Raw genomic sequence first — 22,561 nt, 5'->3', positions numbered from 1 at the left:
CCAGGCGATGGGCGGGCAGCTGACCAAGATCGAGGACATCGCTCCGATCGTGCAGTTCCTGGCCACCGACGGCTGGTGGATCACCGGGCAGACGATCTTCGCCAACGGCGGCTACACCACCCGCTGATCCCGAGACACCGAGGAGCATGATCATGACCACGATTCCGGAACCCGTCGCGTCGTTCGTCGCGGCGGTCAACCGGCAGGACGAGCCCGCCTTCCTCGGCGCGTTCACCGACACGGGCTACGTCGACGACTGGGGCCGGGTTTTCTCCGGCCGGAACGCGATCAAGGCCTGGAGCGATGTCGAGTTCCTCGGCTCGCACGGCACCCTGACCCCGGACACGGTGACCGAGGAGGGCGACACCGTGACGGTCGTCGGTGACTGGGCCAGCAGTCACGCCAACGGGCGGTCCCGGTTCGAGTTCACCGTCGCCGGCGACAAGATCGCCGCGATGATCATCCGCGAAGGCTGATCAGGCGAGGCCGCGGGCGGACAGCCAGGCGGCGGCGACCCGGTCCACCGGTTCGCCGCTGCCGACCTGGCTCTTCAGCACCGTGAGTTCCTGGGTGGTGAGGGCCGCGTGGACGGCCTCGATCGCCGCCTGCGCGGTCGGGTTCGCCTTGAAAGCGCCGCTCCCGACGGCCGTGATGTTCTCCGGCAGCACCATCGACTCGGTGTCGTCCAGCCGGACGAAGCTGTCGCCGGCGAGCACCGGATCGGTGCCGCTGAACGCGCCGACCGAGACCGTACCGGCACCAAGATCACGAGCCAGCGCGGCCGAGTCCTGGTACGGCTTGAAGGAGGCGAACGTCGCGCCGTAGATCGCGGCCAGCGCCTCCGGGCCGTACTTCTGCCGGGGCAGGTCGGCCGGGCCGCCGAGCACCGTACCGTCGGCGATCTTGGCCAGGTCGTCGAGCGTGGCCACCTGCTTCGCGTCGGCCGTGGCCTTGGTGATCACGAAGCTGACCTTGGCCGAGGCCGGTGCCGGTTCGAGCACCACCAGGTCGGGCCCGGCCGCCTCCGGAAGCTGTTCCTCGACCTCGGTCGCCGTGCTGGCGGCCTGGGACGGGTTGAGTTCGGTGAGCAGGGCGCCGGTGTGGTCCGGGACCAGAGCCAGCGAGCCCTGGCGCAGCCGCTGCAGATAGTCGGCCCGCTCGCCGACCGGCTCGGTGCCGGCCGAGAGCCCCTTGGCCTGCAGGGCGCTGACGTACAGCTGGGCGAGCAGGGCACCTTCGGCCGACTCCGGCGCACCGACCACGAAATCCGGCGCGGCCGAGGCCTGGCCACTGCCGCGCAGCGGATCGGCATCGAGCGAGCAGCCGGCCATGATCATCACCAGCAGAGTGATCATGGCCGGAACGGCGAGACGGCGTCGCATCGGCGTCAGGCGACGCGCCGCCGGGCGGCCCAGCCGAGCCCCGCGAACGTCAGGTAGAACAACCAGCCGAGCCCGATCAGCAGTACCGCGCCGGCGAACACCTGCGGGTAGCCGGAGTCGAAGCCGGTCTTGATCACGCCACCGAGACCGGGGGCGCCGATCATGCCGGCCACGGCGAGCGCGGTCACCGTACCGGCGCCGACCCGGGCCAGCGTGCGCAGCACCAGCGGCAGCAGCAACGGCAGCCGGTAGCCGAAGAACAACCGCGCCCGGGACAGGCCCATCGCCCGGCCCGATTCGATCACCGCGACGTCACTGACCCGGAGTTCCCGGGCGGTCACGCCGGCGACCGAAAGCATGATCAACAACAGCAGGCAGCCGGCCAGCACCGGCAGCCCGGCGCCGAAGATGATCACGCCGACGGCGAGCAGGCCGAGCACCGGAACCCCGGTGCCGAGCCAGGAGACCAGGCGGATCACCGGCCGGCTGCCCCGGAAGGCGCCGAACAGGCAGCCGAGGCCGAGGCCGAGCAGGCCGCCGCCGACCAGCAGCACCAGGGTGGTCAGCGCGTGGACCGCGAGCGCGATCAGCAGCGGGCTGCTCCAGGTCCAGTTGGCCGCGTCGAACAGGTATCCGGTGAGATTCATGCTGCCACCTCCTCGATCGGCTCGGTCGCGGCGATCCGGCGGAGCCCGCGGAAGATCAGGTCGACCACGATCGCCAGCACGACCACCAGAACGATCCCGCTCACCGCCTGGGTGAGGTCCCGGGTGTCCAGGCCGCGCCAGATCAGGCCGCCGAGCTCACCGCCGGGACCGAAGGCCGCGGACACGATCACCCCGCCCAGCGTGGTCAGCACGACCGTGGCCACGGCGACCCGGCCGACGGTGCCGAGCACCCGCGGCGCGAGGTAGGCCAGGTCGAGCCGGAACCGCGTCGCGGCACCGAGACCGGCCACCCGGAGATACGCGTACGGGGCGGCCGGACGCTTCCGGTGCGCCACCAGGACCGACCGGCAGATGCGCAGGATCGCGAGGGTGCCGAAGGCCATGATCAGGTTGAGCCGGTCGTCGATCGCCGTACCGCGCACCAGCGGGGCGATCAGCAGCAGACCCAACGGCGAGGCGTACGAGAGCAGGTCCAGGACCGGCGCCAGGACCGGGCCGACCCGCAGCTTCGCCAGCAGGTAGCCGAGCGGGATCCCGATCACCACGCCGGCGGCCAGCGCCAGGCCGAGGACGATCGCGTGCCCGGCGAGCAGGGTGCCCAGCAGACCGGCGTTCTGGACCACCCAGTCCCAGTTCACCGCCGGCCTCCGGCGGCGACCGGCTGCCGGTCGTCGCTGTCCGTTTCCGGATCGGCCTGGTCGGTGCTCGGACGCACCTTGTCCACCCCGCCGGCCTGAGCGCGGCGGGCGACCGTGGTGCCCGGCTTGGTCTCGGCGGCGTCGTCCGCCTCGGCGTCGGCTTCCGCTTCCTCGTCGGCGGCCCGGATCGCGGTCTCCTGATCGGCCTCGTCGACCGGGCGGACCGTGGTCTCCTCGTCGGCCTCGCTGAGCACGATCTCCGGCGAGCGCGGGCTGGTCGGAGCCGGCCGGCTCGGGTTGGCCGCCGCGTCCTGGGCGGCTTCGATCCCGGCCCGTACCGCCGTGGTCCGCTGTTCGACCGCGGCCGCGACGATCTCGGCCGCGCTGAGCACGCCGGCGTAGCGCCCGGTGCCCCGGGTGACCGCAACGGCCAGCCCGACCGGCGAGGTGAGCGCGGCGTTCAGCGCGTCCTGCAGGGATCCGCTGCCCGGATCGAACACGTCACCGAGCGGCAGGACCGTACCGGAGCGTTCCGGGTCCACCCAGCCGAGCGGCACCGCGTCGTTGTCGACCAGCAGCGTCGCGCCGGCGTCGGGATCGGCCGACGCCGGGTCGCGGACCACCGGGACCCGCTGCAGCGGCAGCCCGATCGTCGTCGCGTACGCCAGCGCCCGGTAGCCCCGTTCGGCGCCGACGATCTCGGCGACCAGGGGGTTCTGCGCGTCCAGCACGGCCTCCGGCGGGCCGGAGTCGATCACCGTGCCGTCGGCGATGACGACCAGCCGGTCCGCGATGGCGAGCGCCTCGTCGACGTCGTCGGTGGCGACGATCGCGGTGAACTCGCGGTCGGCCTGCAGCCCGCGCAGCAACTCCTGCAGGGCCGTCCGGTCGCCCGGATCAAGATCGCCGAACGGGTGGTCGAGCAGCACCAGGCTCGGATCGCCGGCGATCGCGCGGGCCAGACAGACCCGCTGCCGCTGGGCGGCCGTCAGCCGGGACGGCTTCAGCCGGCCGGTGGCGCGGTCCAGCCCGACCTCGCGGAGCAGATCGTTGGCCTCGGTCAGCGCCTTGCCCCGGCCGGCCGCGCGGACCCGCGGCACCATGGCGATGTTCTCCGCCGCGTCCCGGTGCGGGAACAGCCCGCCCTCGCGCAGCAGGAAGCCCTGGCCACGCCGCAAGGCCTTGCGGCGAAGGGTTCGCAGCGGTTTGCCGTTGATCATGATCCGGCCGTCGGCCGGCTCGATCAGGCGGTTGATCATGCGCAGCACGGTGCTGGTCCCGGAGCCGGGTTCACCAAGGAGCACCGTGATCTGGTTCTGGTGGGCGGCGAAGGTGACGTCGGTCACCGCAGCCGAGCCGCGTCGAGAGGCCCGACTCACCGATTCGAACTCGATCACAGGGATCACCAACTACTCTGCCCAACCGTTCGGGGAAGTTTTCTGTGGCCACGGGGGCAGACTTAGCCACGAATCTGAGGCTAGAGGGAGGTTGCCGACTTCCCGTGGAACCACTCCGGCGCGCCTCCACTTTCCCTTCTCACCAACGCCCACAACGCCAATCCCGGACCCAGCCGCGACCGATCCGCCCACCCGCGACTGGTGCAGAGCCTGTCGCACGATGAAGATTGTCGACAACGCGACTGCAGTTCTTGCTGCGTCGGAGTCCGATGCGCCGCTCAGAACCCCGGATCCGACCCGATTTCATGATCAACAAGGCATCCAGCGCCACCGGCCGGACGAGCCACGAGAAATCTTGCGGTGAGCCTCACAGCATTCCCGATTCTGCAACGGGCTCTGCAACGATCGCGAACGCGAGGAACGGTCGCGGATCAGCGCAGCGAGCGGGCGCGTTGGGTTCGGCAGGGAGGACCTCACCGAGGTGATCGGGCCGGTCACCGTCCCGCCACGCCACGCCACTAATCCTGCGGTACGGAAGCGGCCCGCGCCAGGATCTCCCGGGCGACGGTCGCCGGATCCTGCTCCGGGATCCAGTGCGTGATCCCGTCCAGTTCGACGAAGCGGTACGGCCCGGTGACGTGTTGCTCGCAGCGCAGGGCGCCGGCCCGCCCCAGCGCCTGGTCCTCGGTGCTCCAGAGGTAGCTGGTCGGCACGGTCGAGGGCCCCAGCTCGTCGGCTTCGTCGCTCAGCGCCCGGTACCAGTTGAGCGCCGCAGTCAGCGAGGCTCGGTCGGCCATCAGTTCCAGGTGCGGCGCGGCCTGCTGCTCGGTCAGCGGTGGTACGAAGAGCCCACGCAGGGCGTCCGGCCGGCCGGCGAGCCGGTCCTCGAGCTCACCCTCACGCCGGAACAGTTCGATGTAGGCGGATCGCCGTTGCTGGTCGGCGTCGTGCCGACGGGCCCAGGAGAACGCGGCGGGATGCGGCACGGACAGCGCGGTGAGGCTCCTGGTCCGCTCCGGGTGGCGGACCGCGACGTGCCAGGCCACGATCGCGCCCCAGTCGTGGCCGACGACGTGCGCCCGGTCCACGCCCAGGGCATCCAGGATGCCGACCGCGTCGGCGACCAGCGCCGGGATCCGGTAGTCGGCGACGGACGGCGGCCGGGCACCCGGCGAATAGCCGCGCTGGTCCGGGGCGATCGTGCGGTACCCCTCGGCGTTGAGCCGTTCGACGACGCCGTCCCAGCAGTGGTGGGACTGCGGGAATCCGTGCAGCAGCAGGATCGCCGGCGCACCGGCAGGCCCGGAATCCGCGACCTCGAAGATCAGGTCACCGAGTCGGACGGTGGTCAGCGGCAGGGGCGTGAACGTGCCCTCGCCCGATCGATCGGTCATGAGAGCTGGCCCTTCCGAGTTGCCCGACCAGATTCAGACATCTGTCAGATTATGCGGAAGTCGGCCGGACGCAAGTGCGCGGGCTCAGGGCCGCGCGGGGAGGAGGTCGGCGGCGAAGTGGCAGGCGGAGCGGCGGCCGGGGCCGACCTCGAGGACGGGCGGCGGCGGGTCGGTCCGGCAGACGTCCTGGACCCGGCCGCAGCGCGGATGGAACGGGCAGCCGGCGGGGATCCGGGTCAGCTCGGGCGGCCGGCCGGTGATCACCTCGAGCTGCTGGCCCTTCCGGTCCACCCGCGGGATGGACCGCAACAAGGCCTCCGTGTACGGATGCGCCGGCGCCGCGAACAGGTCGTGCACGCCGGCCTGCTCGACGGCCCGCCCGGCGTACATCACGGTGATCTCGTCCGCGACGTCGGCCACCACGCCGAGATCGTGGGTGATCAGGATCAGGCCCATCGACCGCTCGGCCTGGATCTCGGCCAGCAGCCGCATGATCTGGGCCTGCACCGTGACGTCCAGCGCCGTGGTCGGCTCGTCGGCGATCAGCACCTCGGGCTCCATCGCCAGGGCCATCGCGATCAGGACCCGCTGCCGCATCCCGCCGGAGAACTCGTGCGGGTAGTCCCGGACCCGCTGGGCGGAGTTCGGCACCTGGACCAGGTCGAGCAGTTCGACCGCCCGGGCCCGCGCCGCCCGCCGGGACAGGCCGCGCCGCGCGACCAACGCCTCGCCCAGCTGGAAGCCCACGCTGTAGACCGGATTGAGCGCGGCCAGCGCGTCCTGGAACACCATCGCGATGTGCTCACCGCAGACCGCCCGGTGCTCCCGCCGGGACAGGGTCAGCAGGTCGACCCCGCGGAAGTTGATCTTGCCACCCGTGATCTTGGCCGGCGGGGTCTGCAACAACCCGAGTACGGCCTGCGCGGTGACGCTCTTGCCGCTGCCGGACTCGCCGACGATGGCCAGGGTCCGGCCGGCGTCGACCGCGAACGAGACCCCGTTCACGGCTCGGACGATCCCGTCGTCGGTACGGAACTCGACGGCGAGCTGATCGACCTCGAGCAGCGGGCCGTCGTGATGCCCCTCTTCGAACCGGTCCATGATCACCTCAGCTTCGGATCCAGGGCGTCGCGCAGGTTGTCGCCGATCACCACGAAGGACAGGATCGTGGCCAGCAGGCAGCCGAGCGGGAACAGCAACAGGTGCGGGAAACCGCCGGTGAACCATTCGGCGCCGTCGGAGATCATGATCCCCCAGCTGACCGCGGGCGGCCGGACCCCGATGCCGAGGAACGCCAGCACCGCCTCGGTCGCGATCACCCCCGCGATCGACGTCGGCACCAGGGCGGTCACCGGACCGATCGCGTTCGGCAGGATGTGCGAGAACATCAGCCGCAGATCGGAGGCGCCGAGCGAGCGCGCGGCCGCGACGTAGTCGAGGTTCTTCGCCTCCAGCACGCTGGCCCGGACGTAGCGGGTGTAGCCCATCCAGCTGAACAAGATCAACACGATCGCCGGCTGCACGATCGAGGACAGCTGACCGCCACCGAAGTCGACGTTGCGGAACAACGAGAGCAACAGCAGCGCCGCCAGCAGGAGCGGGATCACCAGGAAGATCTCCAGCACCCGGGAGGTCACCGCGTCCACCCAGCCGAGGTAGTAGCCGGAGACCGTGCCCAGCACCAGCCCGATGATCAAGGAGATGCCGACCACGGTGAACGCGAGCACCAGCGACGGCCGGGCGCCGTGCACCAGTTGGGCCAGCACGTCACAGCCGTGCAGATTGGTGCCGAACGGGTGCTCGCCGCCGAGGCCCTGCGGCGGCAGCCGCGACTCGGAGATGTCGCAGCGTTGCGGATCGGTGGCCGTGAACAGGGACGGGAAGACGGCGACGATCACGAAGAACAGGCTGATCAGGGTCGCGATGATCACGTCCGGCCGGCGCCGCATCCGGCGGAACACGTCGGACCAGAGTGACCGCGCGGCCTGGTCGACCCGGCCGCCCGGTTCCGTCCCGGCCGCGATCGCTGCCGAAGTGGTGGGGTCAGTCATAGCGAATCCGGGGATCGAGGACCGCGTACAGGAGATCGACCAGGAGCATCACCGCGATGGTGATCACGGCCAGGATGGTCACGACACCGATCACGACCGACACCTCGCTGCCCCGTACGGCATCCCAGAGCACTCCGCCCATCCCGTAGATGTTCATCATGCCCTCGGTGATCACGGCCCCGGCGAGCGCCTCGGCGAACACGAAGCCGACCGCGGTGATCACCGGGATCGCCGAGTTGCGGACGATGTGGTACGCCGCGACGTGGGTGTCACCGAGTCCCTTCGCGCGGGCGGTCCGGACATGATCGGCGTTGTAGTTCTCCAGCTGGCTGGCCCGGACCAGGCGCAGGAACGGCGCCGCCCCGGCCAGGCCGAGCAGCAGGCCGGGAATGATCACGGTCGCCCACGGATGCTCGGGCGAGAACGAGGGTTTGAACAGCAGCGCCGGCAGGCTGTCGTCGCCGAACCGATCGCTCATCCAGTTGCTCACCGGCACCGTCACGATGAACTTGTAGACCAGCAGCATCACGAACACCGGGAACGCGTCGATCAGGATGCTGAGGAAACGGATCGAGTGATCGGGAGCCCGGCCGCGGAACCGGGCCGCGACCGACCCCAGCAGCATGCCGGCGATCATCCAGGTGATCGTGACGATCACGAACAGGCGCAGCGTGTTCGGGGCCGCGGTGGCCACGATGTCGGCCACCTCGCGACCCCGGTGGTTGGTGCCGAAGTCGCCGGTCAGGTAGTCGCCCATCCGCTTCACGAACGGTCCGACGCAGGGGTTGCCGGGCTGGTCGTAGCAGGGGTCGGCCAGCCCGAACCGTTCCTCCACCGCGGCCAGCTGGGACTTCGACGGCACCCGTTCGCCGAAGAACGCCAGCGCCGGGTTGCCGTTCAGCTGGATCGCCAGCGTCATCAGCAGGTGCAGCAGGAGCATCACGCCGAGCAGTGAGCCGACGCCCTGCAGCACCCGCCGGATGAGGTAGCTACCCAATGATCTTGTCCTTCGACAGCCTCAGGACCCGGACGCTGATCAGCCGACGTACTTCAGCAGGCGCAGCTTGGTCGCGCCGCTGAACGGATCGATGACGACGTTCTCGACCCGGTCGCTGTGGAAGGTGACCGCGAGCGCGAAGCTGAGCGGGACGGTCGGGAAGTCCTGGGCCAGCACCTTCTCCGCCTCGGCGTACTTCGCCACCGCCTCCTCGACGCTCTTCGACTGGTCGCCCTCGGAGATCAACTTCTCGAAGTCCTGGTTGTAGTAGCCGAAGTTCGTGTTGCCCTTCGGGTCGCCGCTGGCGTACACGGGAGCCAGGTAGTTCTCGTTCAGCGGGTAGTCCGGGAACCAGTTGTTGCGGAACGCCCCGTCGAAGTCGCGGGCGCCGCGCCGGGAGAAGAAGTCCGGCGTCGGGTCGAGCTCGTACGGGATGCCGAGGTTGAGCTTGATCTGATCACCGATGGCGCGGAAGTACTGCTCCTGGGTGTCGTCCTGGCCCAGCGAGATGGTCAGTGTCTTGCCCGCCGGCCAGCCGCCGGCCTTGGCCAGCGCCGCCTTCGCCGCCTCCGGGTCGAACGTGCACCACTCGCAGGTGCCCGCCTCGCCGCCGGGAACGCCGCCCGGCACCACCCAGCTGTCGGCCGGCACGGCCTGGCCGGGCAGCACCTGCTCGATGATCGACTTCCGGTCGATCGCCATCGAGATCGCCTTCCGGAACTCGAGGTTGTTCCACGGGGATCCCTTGTACAGCGGGAATCCGAGGTACGTCAGCCCGGCGCCCGGCCGCTCCACCTTGCGCGCCGTCAGCTCCGGATCGTTGTTGGCCGACTGCCATTCGGCGGGCGGCGGCGCACCGGTGTCCAGGTCGCCCGCCTGGAAGTCCGGCCAGGACGAGGAACCCGAGTACTCGGTCCACTCGACCCGGTCGAAGTTCGGCGTCTCCTCGCCCTTGTAGTCCGCCCACTTGTTCGCGGTCAGCTTGACGCCCTGTTCCCACTCCTCGACCTGGAACGGGCCGTTGCCGATCGGCTTCACGGCACAGGCCTTGATGTCGTCGAGGCAGGCCTTGGCGACCGGGAAGAAGCCGGTGTAGCCGAGCATCGTGGAGAAGCCGACGAACGGGGCGTTGAGGGTGACCTTCAGGGTCGCGGCGTCGACCACCTCGACCCCGGACAGCTCCTTGGCCGTCGGCTCCTTGGAGACGGTGACCTTGCCCTCGTCGTCCTCCTCGTACTCGCCCTGCATCTCCTCGTAGCCCTTGAATCGCTCGAAGAAGTAGTTGTTCTCCACGGCGTTCGGGCCGTACGCGGCGTAGTTCCAGGCCCGGGCGAAGGACTCGGCGTCCACCGGCTCGCCGTTGTGGAACGTGAAGCCGTCCTTGATCTTGATCGTCCAGACCGTGTTGTCCGGCGAGCTGATGTCGGAGGCGATGTAGTTGTACGGCTCGGTGGTCTCCGGCTGGTAGCGGACCAGGCCGTCGTAGATCACGTCCAGCACCGCGATGTTGTCGTTGACGTTGGAGTCCATCGGGAGCAGCGTCTCGACGTCCTGGGTGAGCGCCAGCCGGACCGTCTTCGGCCCTTCCGGCTCCTCGCCGCTGGGAGAACTGCCACCGCCGCAGCCGGACAGTGCCAGCGCCGATGCGGCCAGCAGCGCGAGGGCTGCCGTCACCTTCGACTTGATGATCGACATCGATTTCCTCCCGGTCGGCCGAGCTCAGGGTGAAACGGATCATGCCACGATCCACCCCGACACGTGCCAGACGCGCATATTTGTTACACCGCTGTAGCCGGTTACCGGCCAGTAGGGTGTGGGCGTGAGGATCATCGCCATCGTGCTGGCGCTCGCCGTATCGGTCGTCGGCGTCGCCCTCTTCGCCCGTGCCATCGCCGGCATCGCCGGCGTCGTGCGCCTCGGTCGGCCGGTCGGCGGGCTGCGCTCCGACGCGCCCGCCGAACGCTGGAAGCACCTGCTCGCCGAGTCGCTCGGGCACACCCGGATGCTGCAGTGGACCAAGATCGGCGTCGCCCACTGGTTCGTCTTCGTCGGCTTCGGGCTGCTGTTCTTCACCCTGGTCACCGCGTACGGGCAGCTGTTCGACCCGACCTTCGCGCTGCCGCTGATCGGGCACTGGGTGGTCTACGAATGGGCCAGCGAGATCATCAGCTGGATCATGATCATCAGCATCCTGTTCCTGATGATCATCCGCTTCCTGCAGCGGAACAAGGGCCGCGACTCGCGCTTCTTCGGGTCCCGGACCTGGCAGGCCGTGTACGTCGAGCTGACCATCCTGGGCATCGGGATCTGCATCGTCGTGCTGCGCGGGCTGGAATACCGGCTGCTCGGCGCCGAGACCTCGGCGATCCACTTCCCGCTGACCAACTTCCTCTTCCCGGCCGGGATCTCGGCGGCCGCGCTGGCGACGGCGGTCGTCTGGGTCGCCGCGATCAAGATCATCATCTCGATGGCCTGGATGATCACGATCAGCCTCAACCTGACCATGGGGGTGGCCTGGCACCGGTTCACCGCCTGGCCGAACCTCTGGTTCAAGCGGGAGTCCTCCGGCCGGCCGGCCCTCGGCGCCCTGCAGCCGATCATGGTCGACGGGAAGCCGCTGGACTTCGAGCAGATCGAGGACCTCGACCCGGAGGCGACGCCGCTCGGGGTCAGCAAGATCGAGGACTTCACCTGGAAGGGCCTGCTCGACTTCACCAGCTGCACCGAGTGCGGCCGCTGCCAGTCCCAGTGCCCCGCCTGGCACACCGAGAAGCCACTCTCGCCGAAGTTGTTGATCATGGGCCTGCGCGAGCACGCGTACGCCAAGGCTCCGTACCTGCAGGCGGCCGAGGCGGCCCGGGAGACGCTGCCGGCCGAGCTGCGCAACGAGGCGGCCCGGCCGCTGGTCGGCCCGATCCAGGTGACCGACGGGCTGGCCGGGATCGTCGATCCGGACGTGCTGTGGTCCTGCACCAGCTGCGGCGCCTGCGTGCAGCAGTGCCCGGTCGACATCGAGCACGTCGACCACATCATGGATCTGCGCCGGCACCAGGTGCTGCTGGAGGAGGAGTTCCCGGCCGAGCTGAACGGGTTGTTCAAGGGCCTGGAGAGCAAGGGCAATCCGTGGAACCAGAGCCCGCGGAAGCGGATGGACTGGGCCAAGGACCTGGAGTTCGAGGTGCCGGTGGTCGGCGACGACGTCGAGGACCTGACCGCGGTCGAGTACCTGTTCTGGGTGGGCTGCGCCGGCGCGTACGAGGACCGGGCGATCAAGACGACGCGCGCGGTGGCGGAGCTGCTGCACCGGGCCGGGGTGTCGTACGCGGTGCTCGGCAACGGCGAGACCTGTACCGGCGACCCGGCGCGGCGGGCCGGCAACGAGTTCGTCTTCCAGCAGCTGGCCCTGGAGAACGCGGCCACCCTGACCGAGGCGAAGGCGAGCAAGGTCGTCACCACCTGCGCGCACTGCCTGAACACGCTGAAGAACGAGTACCCGCAGGTGGGCGTCGAGCTCGAGGTGGTGCACCACACGCAGCTGCTGAACCGGCTGGTCCGGGACGGGAAGCTGACCCCGGTCGCCCCGCCCGAGGGCTCGGTGGCCGGGCGGACGATCACGTACCACGATCCTTGTTACCTGGGCCGCCACAACGAGATCTACGAGGCGCCGCGGGAACTGCTGGACGCGCTGCCCGGCTCGACGGTGGCCGAGATGCCGCGGAACCGGCAGCAGTCGTTCTGCTGCGGGGCGGGCGGCGCGCGGATGTGGATGGAGGAGACGCTCGGCACCCGGATCAACGCGAACCGGACCGACGAGGCGGTCGCCACCCTGGCCGCCACGAACGGTCACGCGAAGGGCGCGATCGCCACCGGCTGCCCGTTCTGCCGGGTGATGCTGACCGACGGGCTGGCCGCGAAACAGGCCGACGGGACCGCGCCCGAATCCGTCGAGGTGATCGACGTGGCGCAGCTGTTGCTGGAGTCCGTGCAGCGCCCCGACGCTCCCTGAGCCGGCCGGAGGGGAGTGTCAGTGGTCGCACGCAGAATGGCGGCCATGGATGTGACGACGCTGAAGGCGCAGGCCGACCGGCTCCGGGACCTGCATTCCGGCGAGCTGCTGGTGCTGCCGAACGTGTGGGACGCAGGGAGCGCGAAGGTGGTGGCCGAGGCCGGGTTCCCGGCGGTGGCGACGGCGAGCGCGGCGGTCACCGAGATGCTCGGCTACCCGGACGGTGAAGGGGCGCCGTGGCAGGAGATGTTCGCCGCGGCCGGGCGGATCGCTGCGGCGGTGCCGGTTCCCATGACGGTCGACGCCGAGGCGGGGTACAGACTCGCTCCGGCCCAGCTCGTCGAGGAGTTGATCAAGGCGGGCGCGGTCGGCTGCAACCTCGAGGACACCGACCACCGGGCCGGCGGACTGAAGGACGCCGAGGCGCAGGCCGGGTGGCTGGCCGAGGTGCGGGCCGCGGCGGACGCCGCCGGGGTGCCGATCGTGATCAACGCGCGGGTGGACGCGTTCCTGCCCAGCTCCGGAGTCGCCGAGACCGACCGGATCGACGAGACCGTGCGGCGCGGCCGGCTCTATCGCGAGGCCGGTGCCGACTGCATCTATCCGATCGCGGTACGGCGAGCGGACGACCTGGGCGCGCTGATCAAGGGGCTGGACTGTCCGGTCAACGGCAACCCGAGCGACGAGCTGGACCTGCCCCGCCTCCGCGAACTCGGCGCGGCCCGCGTCTCGTACGGTCCGACCTTCTACCGCAAGGCCCTGGCCGGCCTGAAGTCCGCCGTCGAGGGGTTGCGAGCTAGTCTCGACACCTGAGCTTCACGGAACATCGGGGATCAATGATGATCTTGGTTCGCGGACGACCCTGGCTGGTCGTCGGGTTGGTGACGGTACTGGCTGGCCGGGTGGCCGCGGCAAGATCACGAACGAGACGGCCGAGGCGCTGACCTACCAGGACCAGTCGGGGATTGTGCTGCAGTTCGTGCCGGGCGACGGCAAGATCGAACCCTGCGACTGACCGTGGGCCTTGGGGGAAATCCCGCCGGGTAGACGCGGCGGGATCTCACCCAGTCGAAGGCGAAGGCGATCAGCCGAACATGCCCGGCTGGTAGCTGCCGGCGGGCTGCTGGATCATCACGTTGACCCGGTTGTAGGCGTTGATGATCGCGATCTGGACCACCAGGGCGGCGAGCTGCTCCTCGTCGAAGTGCTTGGCGGCCCGCTGCCACACCTCGTCCGGGACGCCGCCGGCCGCGTCGGCCACCCGGGTGCCCTCCTCGGCCAGTTCGAGCGCCGCCCGCTCCGCCTCGGTGAACACCGTGGCCTCGCGCCAGGTCGCCACCAGGTTCAGCCGCTGCTGGGTCTCCCCGGCCGCCGTCGCGTCCTTGGTGTGCATGTCGGTGCAGAACCCGCAGCCGTTGATCTGGCTGGCCCGGATCTTCACCAGTTCGGCGGTGGACTGCGGCACGACCCCGGACTCGGCGGCCTTGCTCGCCGAGGTGACGTACTTGAGGACCTTGCCACCGACCGCGCTGCCCATGAGGTTCAGTCGAGCTTCCATCGTGCACTCCTTCTGCCGTGTGTGCTTACACCTCCTTTGACAGCACGGCCCGGCCCGGTGTGACAGCCCCTCGACGTGATCCGACCCACACCCGGCTCAGAGCCCGTACGTCTCCAGCAGCCGGAGCCAGATCTCGCTGATCGTCGGGTACGACGGCACCGCGTGCCAGAGCCGGTCGAGGGTGACCTCCCCGGCGATCGCGACCGTCGCGGCATGGGTCAGCTCGGCGATGCCCGGGCCGACGAAGGTGGCGCCGACGACGGTCCGCCGGTCCTCGTCGACGACCAGCTTGGCGGTGCCCTGGTAGCCGTCCGCGAACAGGGAGGCGCCCGCGACGTTGCCGATCTCGTACGTCACCGCACGGACCCGCAACCCGGCCGCCTTGGCCTGCTCCTCGGTCCGGCCGACCGCGCCGACCTGGGGCACGGTGAAGATCACGCTCGGCGTGGCATCGTGATCGGCGGTGGCGACCGCCGTACCCCAGGCCTGGTCGTCGACCTCGGTGCCGGCGGCCCGCTGCAGGATCGCCGTACCGCACATCCGGGCCTGGTACTTCCCCATGTGGGTGAGCAGGTTCCGGCCGTTCGCGTCGCCGACCGCGTAGAGCCAGCCGTCCTCGACCCCGGTGGCCCGGCAGGTGTCGTCGACGTCGAGGAACCGGCCGGGTTCCAGGCCGACCGTGTCCAGCCCGAGGTCGGCGGTGGCCGGGTTCCGGCCGGCCGCGACCAGCACCTGTTCGGCCGTGACGGTCTCGCCGCCGACGCTCAGGTGCACCTCCGCCCCCTCGCGCCGGGCCGCGTCGACCGAGACCCCGGTCCGGACCTCGACGCCGGACTCCCGCAGGGTCGCGGCGACCTGCTCGCCGGCGAACGGCTCCAGCCGGTCCAGCAGCCGGTCCCCGCGGACCAGCATGATCACCTTCGTGCCGAGCGCGTTCCAGGCGGTCGCCATCTCGCAGGCCACGACGCCGCCGCCGATGATCGCCAGCGAGGCCGGCGGCTGCTGGGCCGAGGTGGCGTTCCGGCTGGTCCACGGGTCGACGTCCTTGAGCCCGTCGATCGGCGGGATCGCCGCCACGGAACCGGTCGCGACCACGACCGCCTGGCGCGCGGTCAGCGTCGTGCCGGCGCCGTCCGGGCCCTCGACCGTGACCTGGCGCGGGCCGGACAGCCGGCCCCGGCCGCGATGCAGCGCGATGCCCGCACCGTCCAGCCACTGCACCTGGCCGTCGTCCTTCCAGCCCGAGGCGAACGAGTCGCGCCGGGCCAGCGTCGCCGCCACGTCCTGGCTCCCGGTGACCGCGGCCGCCGCGCCGGAGACCGCCTTGGCGTCGACCAGCGCCTCGGTGCCGCGGAGCAGCGCCTTGCTCGGCATGCAGGCCCAGTAGGAACACTCGCCGCCGACCAGTTCGGCCTCGACGATGGCCGCAGTCAGCCCGCCGTCCACCACCCGTCCCGCAACGTTCTCGCCCGGCGGCCCGGCCCCGATGACCACCACGTCGTACTCGAATTGATCAGTCATGGTCGCCATCCTCGCCCCTCCACCCCGGCCGGTCAGCGGCGGGCCCGAAGCCGGCGGGTCATTCGCCGACGCGACTCCAGAAGGTCGTCTCGATGCCGTGGTCCTTGAGGGTGCGTTCCAGTTCGGCCGAACCACCGGGGTGGGCGAACCGCCGGCGGAGCTCGTCGCCGAGGTCCGCTTCGGGGTCGAGGTCGAGGACTTCGCGGAGCCGGCCGACGCCGGCGGCGGTCACGGTGCGGGTGAACTCGTACTCGGTGTTGCCCTCGCCGAAGAAGCGCTCCACGCCCACGCCCAGGTCGTGGCCCTCGATCGTGAGGCCACCGTCGTCGGCGAACAGGACTCTGCGTACCGAGAAGCCGCGGTCGTCGTCGGTCTGTTCCAGGGTCAGGTGCACGGCGGAACGCTCCCGGTCTTGAAGTGACGCCACCATGGTGTCATGATGGCGTCATGGATCTCTCACCCTATCTGGCCTCGGTCCGCGAGGGCGTCACGAACGCCGCCGCGCTCGCCGACGAGAATACGCAACAAGTCGCGCAGCGCCTCGGCACGGCGATCGACTCCTCCACCCGGCTGGCGATGATCCGGGCCCTGTCCGATGCGGCGAGCACGATCAGTGCGGACCTTGCTCCGGCCTCCGTCGAGGTACGGATCGTCGGCGGTGACCCCGAGTTCGCCGTGTCCGTACCCACCGCGCCGAGCGAGCCGACCATGATCGCCCCGGCCGCCGAGGAGCCGGCCGAACCCGAGGAGCCGGAGCCCGGTGCCGAGGACGAGCCGATCGCCCGGATCAGCCTCCGGCTGCCCGCCTCGGTCAAGACCAAGGTGGACGAGCTGGCCGACGCCGACGGCATCTCGACCAACGCCTGGCTGCAGCGCGCCATCCTGGACGCCATCAACGAGCGGCGCCGGCCGCCGCACGCCCCGCACCCGCCGGGACCGCCGTCCGGCGGCGTGTTCGGACCGGACGGACCGTTCGGCCCGAACGGGATCTTCGGCCCGGGCGGCGTCTTCGGCCACAGCGGTCCCCCCGCCGGCAAGAACCGCAACCGTGAGGGCCGCGGCCGGTCCCACCCCGGTGGCCAGAGTGTCCAGGGGTGGGTCAAGTGAGCCTCTTCGAGCAGGTCTACCGCGGCATCAGCTCGGTGTCGGTGAATCTGCCCGGCGAGGGTGACGTCCTGATCAACTCGGGTGCGGAGCCGGAACAGGTCCGCTGCACGATCGAGGAATGGGACGCGAACGATCCGTACGCGCTCCGGGTCGAGCAACGGGACGACCGGCTGACGATCTCCGCCGACCGGGTCTGGGGCCGCGGCTCGAACTCCGACGTGTTCCTCGAGGTGCCGGCCGGCCTGGACGTCGAGGTCACCACCCAGTCCGGCGATGTCGTGATCAACGCCGAGCTCGGCTCCAGCCGGATCGTCACCGGCTCCGGCGACATCGCCGTCGGCACCGCCCGGGCGCTGTCGGCCAAGTCGGGTTCCGGCGACGTCGCCGCCGGTACGGTCGCCGAGGCCGCCGAGGTCACCACCGGCTCCGGCGACATCGTGATCCGCGAGGCCAACGGCCCGGTCACCGCGAAGTCAGGGTCCGGCGACGTGCAGCTGGCCCGGCTCCGGTCGGCCACGCTCAGCGTGTCCACCGGCTCGGGCGACATCAGCGCAGCCTCAACCACCGGCTCCGTGGACCTCCGGTCGGCCTCCGGCTCCATCGAGGTCGGCGTCGCCGACGGGCTGCCGGCCTGGCTGGACCTGAACACGGTGAACGGCGACATCACGATCGATCTCGACGCCAGCCAGCAGCCCGAGGAGGGCAAGCCGTACGTCACGGTCCGCTGCCGTACCGCTTCCGGCGGAATCGACATCCACCGCGCCCGCGACTGACCGGGCGAACACGTTCCCTGAGCCTGTCGAAGGGCGAGGCCCCATCCGGCTTCGGCACTTCGGCAAGCTCAGTGCACGGTGGGTCAGGGGATGTCGGAGCGGTGGAAGTTCAGGTGGGACCGGCTCGGCGTCGGGCCGCGCTGGCCCTGGTAGTGCGAGCCGTACCGCTCCGAACCGTACGCGTGCTCGGCCGGCGAGCTGAGCCGGAAGAAGCAGAGCTGGCCGATCTTCATGCCGGGCCAGAGCTTGATCGGCAGGGTGGCGACGTTGGACAGCTCCAGCGTCACGTGGCCCGAGAAGCCGGGATCGATGAAGCCGGCGGTCGCGTGGGTCAGCAGCCCGAGCCGGCCGAGCGACGACTTGCCCTCGACCCGGGCGGCGACATCGTCCGGCAGCGTGACCGACTCGTACAGCGAGCCGAGCGCGAACTCGCCCGGATGCAGGATGAACGGGTCGCCGCCGGTCACCTCGACCGGCCGGGTCAGCTCGGACTGCTCCTCCGCCGGGTCGATGTGCGGGTAGCGGTGGTTCTCGAAGACCCGGAAATGCCGGTCCAGCCGGACGTCGATGCTCGAGGGCTGAATCAGCCCGGCATCGAAGGGCTCGAGCACGATCCGACCAGCCTCGACCTCGCTGCTGATGTCGCGATCCGAAAGCAACATAGGCAGACCCTACCGACGAGCGCCCGCCGGAGCCCGGTCAGGGGCGCTTGACCTCGAGCCAGTGGTCGCCGAACGACACGATCGTGCCGGCGTCGACCTGGACGACATCGCCCGGCGCGCAGGGCCGGGTCTGGCCCTCCGAGTCGGTGGCCGTCGAGCCGTTGGTCGAGCCGCGGTCCATCACGTACATCCCGCCGGCGTCCACGCCCAGCGCCAGATGGGTCTTGGACACGGTCCGGGTCTCGTCCGAGATCTTGATCAACTGGGCGTCGTCCTCGTTCGGCCGCGCCTGCGGATTGCGGCCCAGCAGCACCAGCCCGTTCACCGCGATCTCCCGGCCGTCGTCCAGCGAGGCCCGCCAGCCCTGGTTCAGCGGCCGCGGGTCGGCGTCCCGGTAGTCCGCCGATCCGGCGCTGCTCCCGGAGACCGGGGGCGGCGCGGCGGCCGGGAACTGGGTGGCGCCGGGGATCGGTGCCGCGACCGCGGGTCCGGAGTCGTAGCCCTGGTCCTGGCCGAATTGATCTTGGTACTGGTCGCCGTAGCCCTGCTGGTACGCGTCCTGCTGCTGACCGTACTGGTCCGGCTGGGCGTATTGATCTTGCTGCTGGCCGTACTGGTCCTGGCCGTACTGCTCCTGCGGATAGGCGTCCTGGGGCTGGCCGTACTGGTCCTGCTGCGGGTACTGCCCCTGCTGTTGCGCGTACTGATCCTGCTGGTACTGGTCCTGGCCGTACTGGTCCTGCGGGTACTGGTCCTGGCGGTACTGGCCCTGCTGCTGGCCGTACTGATCCTGGCCGGCCTGCTGGTACTGGTCCTGCCCCTGCTCCGGGTACGGGCTCTGCTGCGACTGCTGCCCGTACTGGTCGCGGCCGTAACGGTCCGTGTGGCCGTAGCGGACCGGCGTCTGGACGCCGTGCTCCGGCTGCTGCGGGAACAGGCCGCGGTCGCCGGGTCCGGCCGGACCGGGCGCGTACTGCTGCTGGTGGTCCTGCGGCAGCTGCTTCGGGGCGAGCGGCCGGGCCTGGATGACCACGGCGTCGGCGATCTGGTCCGGCCAGGTCTGCCGGCGCGGGTTCTGCAGCATGAAGACGAGCAGCAGGATCGCGCCGATGCCGGTGCCGGCGATGACGCCGAGCAGCAGCCAGCGCAGAATGACCCGGCCCCAGCTGAGCGGCCGGCCGTCGGAGTACCCGACCAGCTGCAGCCCCATCAGCTTCATCCCGGGCCCGGCGGCCTGACTCACGTAGCTCCACCAGACGAACACGACCCAGCCGATCAGGGCGATGAACGAGACGATGCCGAGGACCAGGGAGAGCACCGCGCTCTGGGCGAGCACCCCGATCAGGGACAGCAGCCACACCACGATGCCCGGCGCGGCCCATTCGATCAGGTAGGCGGCGACCCGCTTCCCGACGTCACCAGGCTGCACGCCCGGCGGCAGGCCAGTGCCCGGCGCCGGTACTGGCTGCGGCGATTCCATCTGCGGCTCCTATCCGGACGGCGATCGATCCCCCGTAACGACAACTTATGCGTCACGACAACCTTCTACGGTCAGGCCACAACCTATTGGCTGCACCGTCAACCTGTGCCGATTATCAGCCCAAGCGAAATGTAACTTGGCATCCGGTACCCGGAATCCGGCCTCAGGAGGCCGGATCAACGTTGATGCTGACCCCGTCGCCGAGCTCGAGAATGCTGCCCACCGGCACCACCATCGACTCTCCCGGAGCCAGCCGCCGGCGCACGATGTCGGGCCCGCCGAGCACCACGGCGGTGCCGTTCGTGGAGTGCAGGTCGGTGACCACGATCTCCCAGCCCTCGGCCTCCACCTGCGCGTGGGTACGGCTGATGTCGTGGCCCGGGCTCAGCACCGTCATCAGGCTCGGGTTCTCCGCCGTGCTCCGATCACCGTTCGGGGCCCGGCCGATCACCACCGCCGCGTCCAGCTCGGCGACGACACCGTCCGGGCCGCGCAGCGTGGCCAGCGACGGCCGGGTCACCAGCCGCGGGTTCTGCGGCGGGATCTGGTCCCCACAGACCCGGCAGGAGATGCTCTCCGGCGGATTGCTGTGCTGCTGGACACAGAGCACGGCCATGATGAGCGACTCGCCCGCCATCAGCTCGGCGTCCGGCGCCGCCCGCCGGCCGCGCGGCTCGTCGGCGTAGATCCCGGCTGCGTCGGCGGCCGAGACGTACGGCTCCTGGTAGTCCTCGCGGACCCGCTGGGTCGGCTCGACGTCCTCTTCGTTCCAGCCCTGCTGGTCGTACTGGTCCTCGAACCCGTACTCCGCGGCCTGGCCGTACTGACCCGCGTTCGGGTCGTACGAGTAGTCGGCGTCGGCCGACATCAGCTCGGTGTCGGCGTTCTCGGTCTCGACCTGCGCCGCCGACACCGGCCCGCCGGCCTGCGGCGAGACGACCCGCGCCTCCACCCCGGCCTCGAGCGTGATCGACGACGCGGTCACCACGCCGACGACCAGCGGCAGCTCGAGCAGCGTCTGGTTGCCGTTGCTGGCCAGGTCGACCCGGACCTGCTCGACGGTCTCCAGCCCGACCTCGCGCCAGGTCTGGACGCCCTCGCCGTCGGCGACGATCTTGCCGTCGGCCAGATTCATCACGGTGATGCCGCCGCGGATCAGGGAACGCATCCCGTCCGGTGACCAGAAGAAGGCGGCGAAGCTCGCCATCTCGTCGATCCGGTAGTGGGCCAGCCGCTCCGCGACCTCAGCCAACGACGAGGAGCCCATCACCTCGGCCCACAGCGTGTTGATCAGCGAACTGTGCCCCATCGACGACGGCTCCAGCACCACCAGCGATGTCGGTCCGGACAGGACCACCCATTCGCCGGGGGTGTAGGCCGCCCGCCAGCGACTCACCTCTCCGCTGCCCCGAACGGACTCAGCTGTGTTCGTCACGCGCACTCCCATCGTTTGCCCCGTTCACCGGCAGGCCAGCGCCTGAGCCAACGCGCGCCACACCGGGTTCCCCGACGCCGCCCGACCTTCGAAGCCCCCCGCTTCCGGCTCCGACCGGGCATGATCGTGCCTATTGTCCACGCGATGCAGGACGATGGAAAGCCCGCGGCGGGCGCACCCGCGGCGCGAGCGGTGGATCGGGAACCGTCAGCCGACCAGGGCGTCCCGTTCGGAAGCCTCCATCTCGGCCACGAACTGGCCCTTCGTCGACTGCCACCGATCCTCGGTGTACTCGGTCCGCCAGTAGCCGGAGATCGAGGCCTGGGAGCGGTCCAGCTTGGACTCGACGAAGAGGAACCGGCGCAGGTCGCGGACCAGGTAGGCGTTGCCGTGCACGAACGCCTGCACCCGCCCCTCGGGCAGCCCGGCCGAGCGGACCGCCTGGGCGAGCGCGACGCCGTAATCGGTGCCGGTGTCGTCGCGGTGCACCCAGGTGACGGTGGTGTTGTCGGTCTGCCGCAGCGGGAGTTCCTCGTCGGCGTTGGCCACCTCGACGAAGACGTACGCCCTCGCCTGCGGGTCCAGCCGGTCCAGGGCCGCCGCGATCGCCGGGATCGCCGCCTCGTCGCCGACCAGCAGGTGGGCGTCCGCCTCGGGATCCGGGGCGTAGTCGCCGCCCGGGCCGTAGAAGCCGAGCTGATCGCCCGGTTGAGCCCGCGCCGCCCACGGTCCGGCCAGGCCGGAGTCGCCGTGCACGACGAAGTCGATCGCCAGCTCGTTGCTCTCCGGGTCGAAGGACCGGATCGTGTACGTCCTGGTCACCGGCCACCGCTCTGCCGGCTCGGTCTCCCGCAGTTCGTCCGGGTCGAACGGCCACCGGTAGTCGGCGCCGGCCGGCGGGAAGATCAGCTTCACGTAGTGGTCGGTGAACGTCAGCTCGGGAAGCTGGCGCAGGTCGTCGCCGGTGAAGATCACCCGAACCATCGAGGGCGCCAGCCACTCGGTCCGAACGACCTCGACGGTCCTGGCGACCCGCTTACGGCGGGTCTGCTGCTGGTTCAACGGTCCTCCCCCAACGGATGTGGTAAGGCCGACCTTACCTGACTCGGAACGGCTACCGTCAGGGCATGGTCCACGCCGCGGAATCCGCCGTTCGGGAGTATTTCGACCGGATCTTCGGCCGGCGGGACCTGACCGCGTGCGCGGAACTGCTCGCCGGGAACTATGTTGATCATGATGCTCCGGCCGGGACGCCGCCCGGCCCGGCGGCCACCCGCGCGTTCCTGGAGACCTTCCTGCGCGAGCATGATCCGCTCGAGTTCGAGCTGGTCGATCTGGTCGCCGGCGATGGTTCGGTGGCGGTCCGCGCTCGCTGGCGCGGCCGGCACCGGGACACCGGAGCGCCGCTGCGCCAGGACGGGTTGTTGTTGATCAAGGTCGATCGGGATGGCCGGCTGGCCGAGCGGTGGTCGACGTACCGGGGAGAATGAGG

The 22,561-nt window shown here is 70.4% G+C and carries 22 protein-coding genes; 6 read left to right on the top strand and 16 right to left on the bottom strand.

The window, feature by feature from the left end:
* The first annotated feature begins 152 nt into the window (after window positions 1-152).
* Window positions 153-476 carry a nuclear transport factor 2 family protein gene (locus ACFQU4_RS34430; RefSeq protein ID WP_377501007.1) on the top strand — a complete coding sequence of 108 codons (324 nt, stop codon included), beginning with the start codon at window positions 153-155 and terminating at the stop codon, window positions 474-476.
* Here ACFQU4_RS34430 and ACFQU4_RS34425 read toward each other — a convergent pair whose 3' ends face one another.
* The 9 genes from ACFQU4_RS34425 to ACFQU4_RS34385 form a co-directional block, all read right to left on the bottom strand.
* Entirely contained in the window at window positions 477-1,382 is a 906-nt protein-coding gene (locus tag ACFQU4_RS34425) for a glycine betaine ABC transporter substrate-binding protein (RefSeq protein WP_377501005.1), read from the bottom strand.
* Between the two features lie 5 nt (window positions 1,383-1,387).
* Window positions 1,388-2,029, bottom strand: a complete 642-nt coding sequence (locus tag ACFQU4_RS34420) for an ABC transporter permease subunit (protein WP_377501003.1) — start codon at window positions 2,027-2,029, stop codon at window positions 1,388-1,390.
* Complete coding sequence (locus ACFQU4_RS34415) at window positions 2,026-2,688, bottom strand: hypothetical protein (RefSeq protein WP_377501001.1); 663 nt, start codon at window positions 2,686-2,688, stop codon at window positions 2,026-2,028. The genes ACFQU4_RS34420 and ACFQU4_RS34415 overlap by 4 nt, the downstream gene beginning before the upstream one ends.
* Complete coding sequence (locus ACFQU4_RS34410) at window positions 2,685-4,034, bottom strand: ATP-binding cassette domain-containing protein (RefSeq protein WP_377500999.1); 1,350 nt, start codon at window positions 4,032-4,034, stop codon at window positions 2,685-2,687. Before ACFQU4_RS34410 ends, ACFQU4_RS34415 begins: the two co-directional genes overlap by 4 nt.
* A gap of 569 nt (window positions 4,035-4,603) precedes the next feature.
* Entirely contained in the window at window positions 4,604-5,479 is an 876-nt protein-coding gene (locus tag ACFQU4_RS34405; protein WP_377500996.1) for an alpha/beta fold hydrolase, read from the bottom strand.
* An 84-nt stretch (window positions 5,480-5,563) separates the two neighbouring features.
* Window positions 5,564-6,580, bottom strand: a complete 1,017-nt coding sequence (locus ACFQU4_RS34400) for an ABC transporter ATP-binding protein (protein ID WP_377500994.1) — start codon at window positions 6,578-6,580, stop codon at window positions 5,564-5,566.
* Window positions 6,581-6,582: 2 nt separating this feature from the next.
* Entirely contained in the window at window positions 6,583-7,530 is a 948-nt protein-coding gene (locus ACFQU4_RS34395) for an ABC transporter permease (protein WP_377500992.1), read from the bottom strand.
* Window positions 7,523-8,527 (bottom strand): ABC transporter permease, encoded by a 1,005-nt coding sequence (locus ACFQU4_RS34390; RefSeq protein ID WP_377500989.1) that lies wholly within the window; start codon window positions 8,525-8,527, stop codon window positions 7,523-7,525. The genes ACFQU4_RS34395 and ACFQU4_RS34390 overlap by 8 nt, the downstream gene beginning before the upstream one ends.
* A gap of 39 nt (window positions 8,528-8,566) precedes the next feature.
* On the bottom strand, window positions 8,567-10,222 hold the full coding sequence (locus ACFQU4_RS34385) for an ABC transporter substrate-binding protein (protein WP_377500987.1): 1,656 nt from the start codon (window positions 10,220-10,222) through the stop codon (window positions 8,567-8,569).
* A gap of 124 nt (window positions 10,223-10,346) precedes the next feature.
* Here ACFQU4_RS34385 and ACFQU4_RS34380 point away from each other — a divergent pair, with 124 nt between their 5' ends.
* Both ACFQU4_RS34380 and ACFQU4_RS34375 read left to right on the top strand, forming a co-directional pair.
* Complete coding sequence (locus ACFQU4_RS34380; RefSeq protein WP_377500985.1) at window positions 10,347-12,533, top strand: (Fe-S)-binding protein; 2,187 nt, start codon at window positions 10,347-10,349, stop codon at window positions 12,531-12,533.
* Between the two features lie 45 nt (window positions 12,534-12,578).
* Entirely contained in the window at window positions 12,579-13,346 is a 768-nt protein-coding gene (locus tag ACFQU4_RS34375; RefSeq protein ID WP_377500983.1) for an isocitrate lyase/phosphoenolpyruvate mutase family protein, read from the top strand.
* A 271-nt stretch (window positions 13,347-13,617) separates the two neighbouring features.
* Here ACFQU4_RS34375 and ACFQU4_RS34370 read toward each other — a convergent pair whose 3' ends face one another.
* From ACFQU4_RS34370 to ACFQU4_RS34360, 3 genes are all read right to left on the bottom strand, one after another.
* Window positions 13,618-14,091, bottom strand: coding sequence for a carboxymuconolactone decarboxylase family protein (locus ACFQU4_RS34370; protein ID WP_377500981.1), 474 nt, complete (start codon window positions 14,089-14,091; stop codon window positions 13,618-13,620).
* A 96-nt stretch (window positions 14,092-14,187) separates the two neighbouring features.
* Entirely contained in the window at window positions 14,188-15,612 is a 1,425-nt protein-coding gene (locus tag ACFQU4_RS34365) for a dihydrolipoyl dehydrogenase family protein (RefSeq protein ID WP_377500979.1), read from the bottom strand.
* A 58-nt stretch (window positions 15,613-15,670) separates the two neighbouring features.
* Window positions 15,671-16,042, bottom strand: coding sequence for a hypothetical protein (locus ACFQU4_RS34360; RefSeq protein WP_377500977.1), 372 nt, complete (start codon window positions 16,040-16,042; stop codon window positions 15,671-15,673).
* A gap of 17 nt (window positions 16,043-16,059) precedes the next feature.
* Here ACFQU4_RS34360 and ACFQU4_RS34355 point away from each other — a divergent pair, with 17 nt between their 5' ends.
* A complete protein-coding gene (locus ACFQU4_RS34355) occupies window positions 16,060-16,719 on the top strand; it encodes a hypothetical protein (protein WP_377500975.1) in 660 nt (219 codons plus the stop codon).
* Entirely contained in the window at window positions 16,716-17,492 is a 777-nt protein-coding gene (locus ACFQU4_RS34350) for a DUF4097 domain-containing protein (RefSeq protein ID WP_377500973.1), read from the top strand. The genes ACFQU4_RS34355 and ACFQU4_RS34350 overlap by 4 nt, the downstream gene beginning before the upstream one ends.
* Window positions 17,493-17,575: 83 nt before the next feature.
* Here ACFQU4_RS34350 and dcd read toward each other — a convergent pair whose 3' ends face one another.
* The 4 genes from dcd to ACFQU4_RS34330 form a co-directional block, all read right to left on the bottom strand.
* Window positions 17,576-18,154, bottom strand: a complete 579-nt coding sequence (dcd, locus tag ACFQU4_RS34345; RefSeq protein WP_377500971.1) for a dCTP deaminase — start codon at window positions 18,152-18,154, stop codon at window positions 17,576-17,578.
* Between the two features lie 37 nt (window positions 18,155-18,191).
* Entirely contained in the window at window positions 18,192-19,634 is a 1,443-nt protein-coding gene (locus ACFQU4_RS34340) for an RDD family protein (RefSeq protein WP_377500969.1), read from the bottom strand.
* 163 nt (window positions 19,635-19,797) lie between these two features.
* Window positions 19,798-21,069, bottom strand: coding sequence for an FHA domain-containing protein (locus ACFQU4_RS34335; protein WP_377500967.1), 1,272 nt, complete (start codon window positions 21,067-21,069; stop codon window positions 19,798-19,800).
* A 207-nt stretch (window positions 21,070-21,276) separates the two neighbouring features.
* A complete protein-coding gene (locus tag ACFQU4_RS34330; RefSeq protein ID WP_377500965.1) occupies window positions 21,277-22,131 on the bottom strand; it encodes a siderophore-interacting protein in 855 nt (284 codons plus the stop codon).
* 65 nt (window positions 22,132-22,196) lie between these two features.
* Between ACFQU4_RS34330 and ACFQU4_RS34325 the strand changes: the two genes are divergently transcribed.
* Window positions 22,197-22,559, top strand: a complete 363-nt coding sequence (locus tag ACFQU4_RS34325) for an ester cyclase (RefSeq protein WP_377500963.1) — start codon at window positions 22,197-22,199, stop codon at window positions 22,557-22,559.
* Window positions 22,560-22,561: the final 2 nt, after the last annotated feature.

Origin of the sequence: Microlunatus sp. GCM10028923, assembly GCF_042666975.1 — a bacterium.
Classification (GTDB): Bacteria; Actinomycetota; Actinomycetes; order Propionibacteriales; family Propionibacteriaceae; genus Microlunatus.
This window is presented reverse-complemented; position numbering and strand designations above follow the sequence as displayed.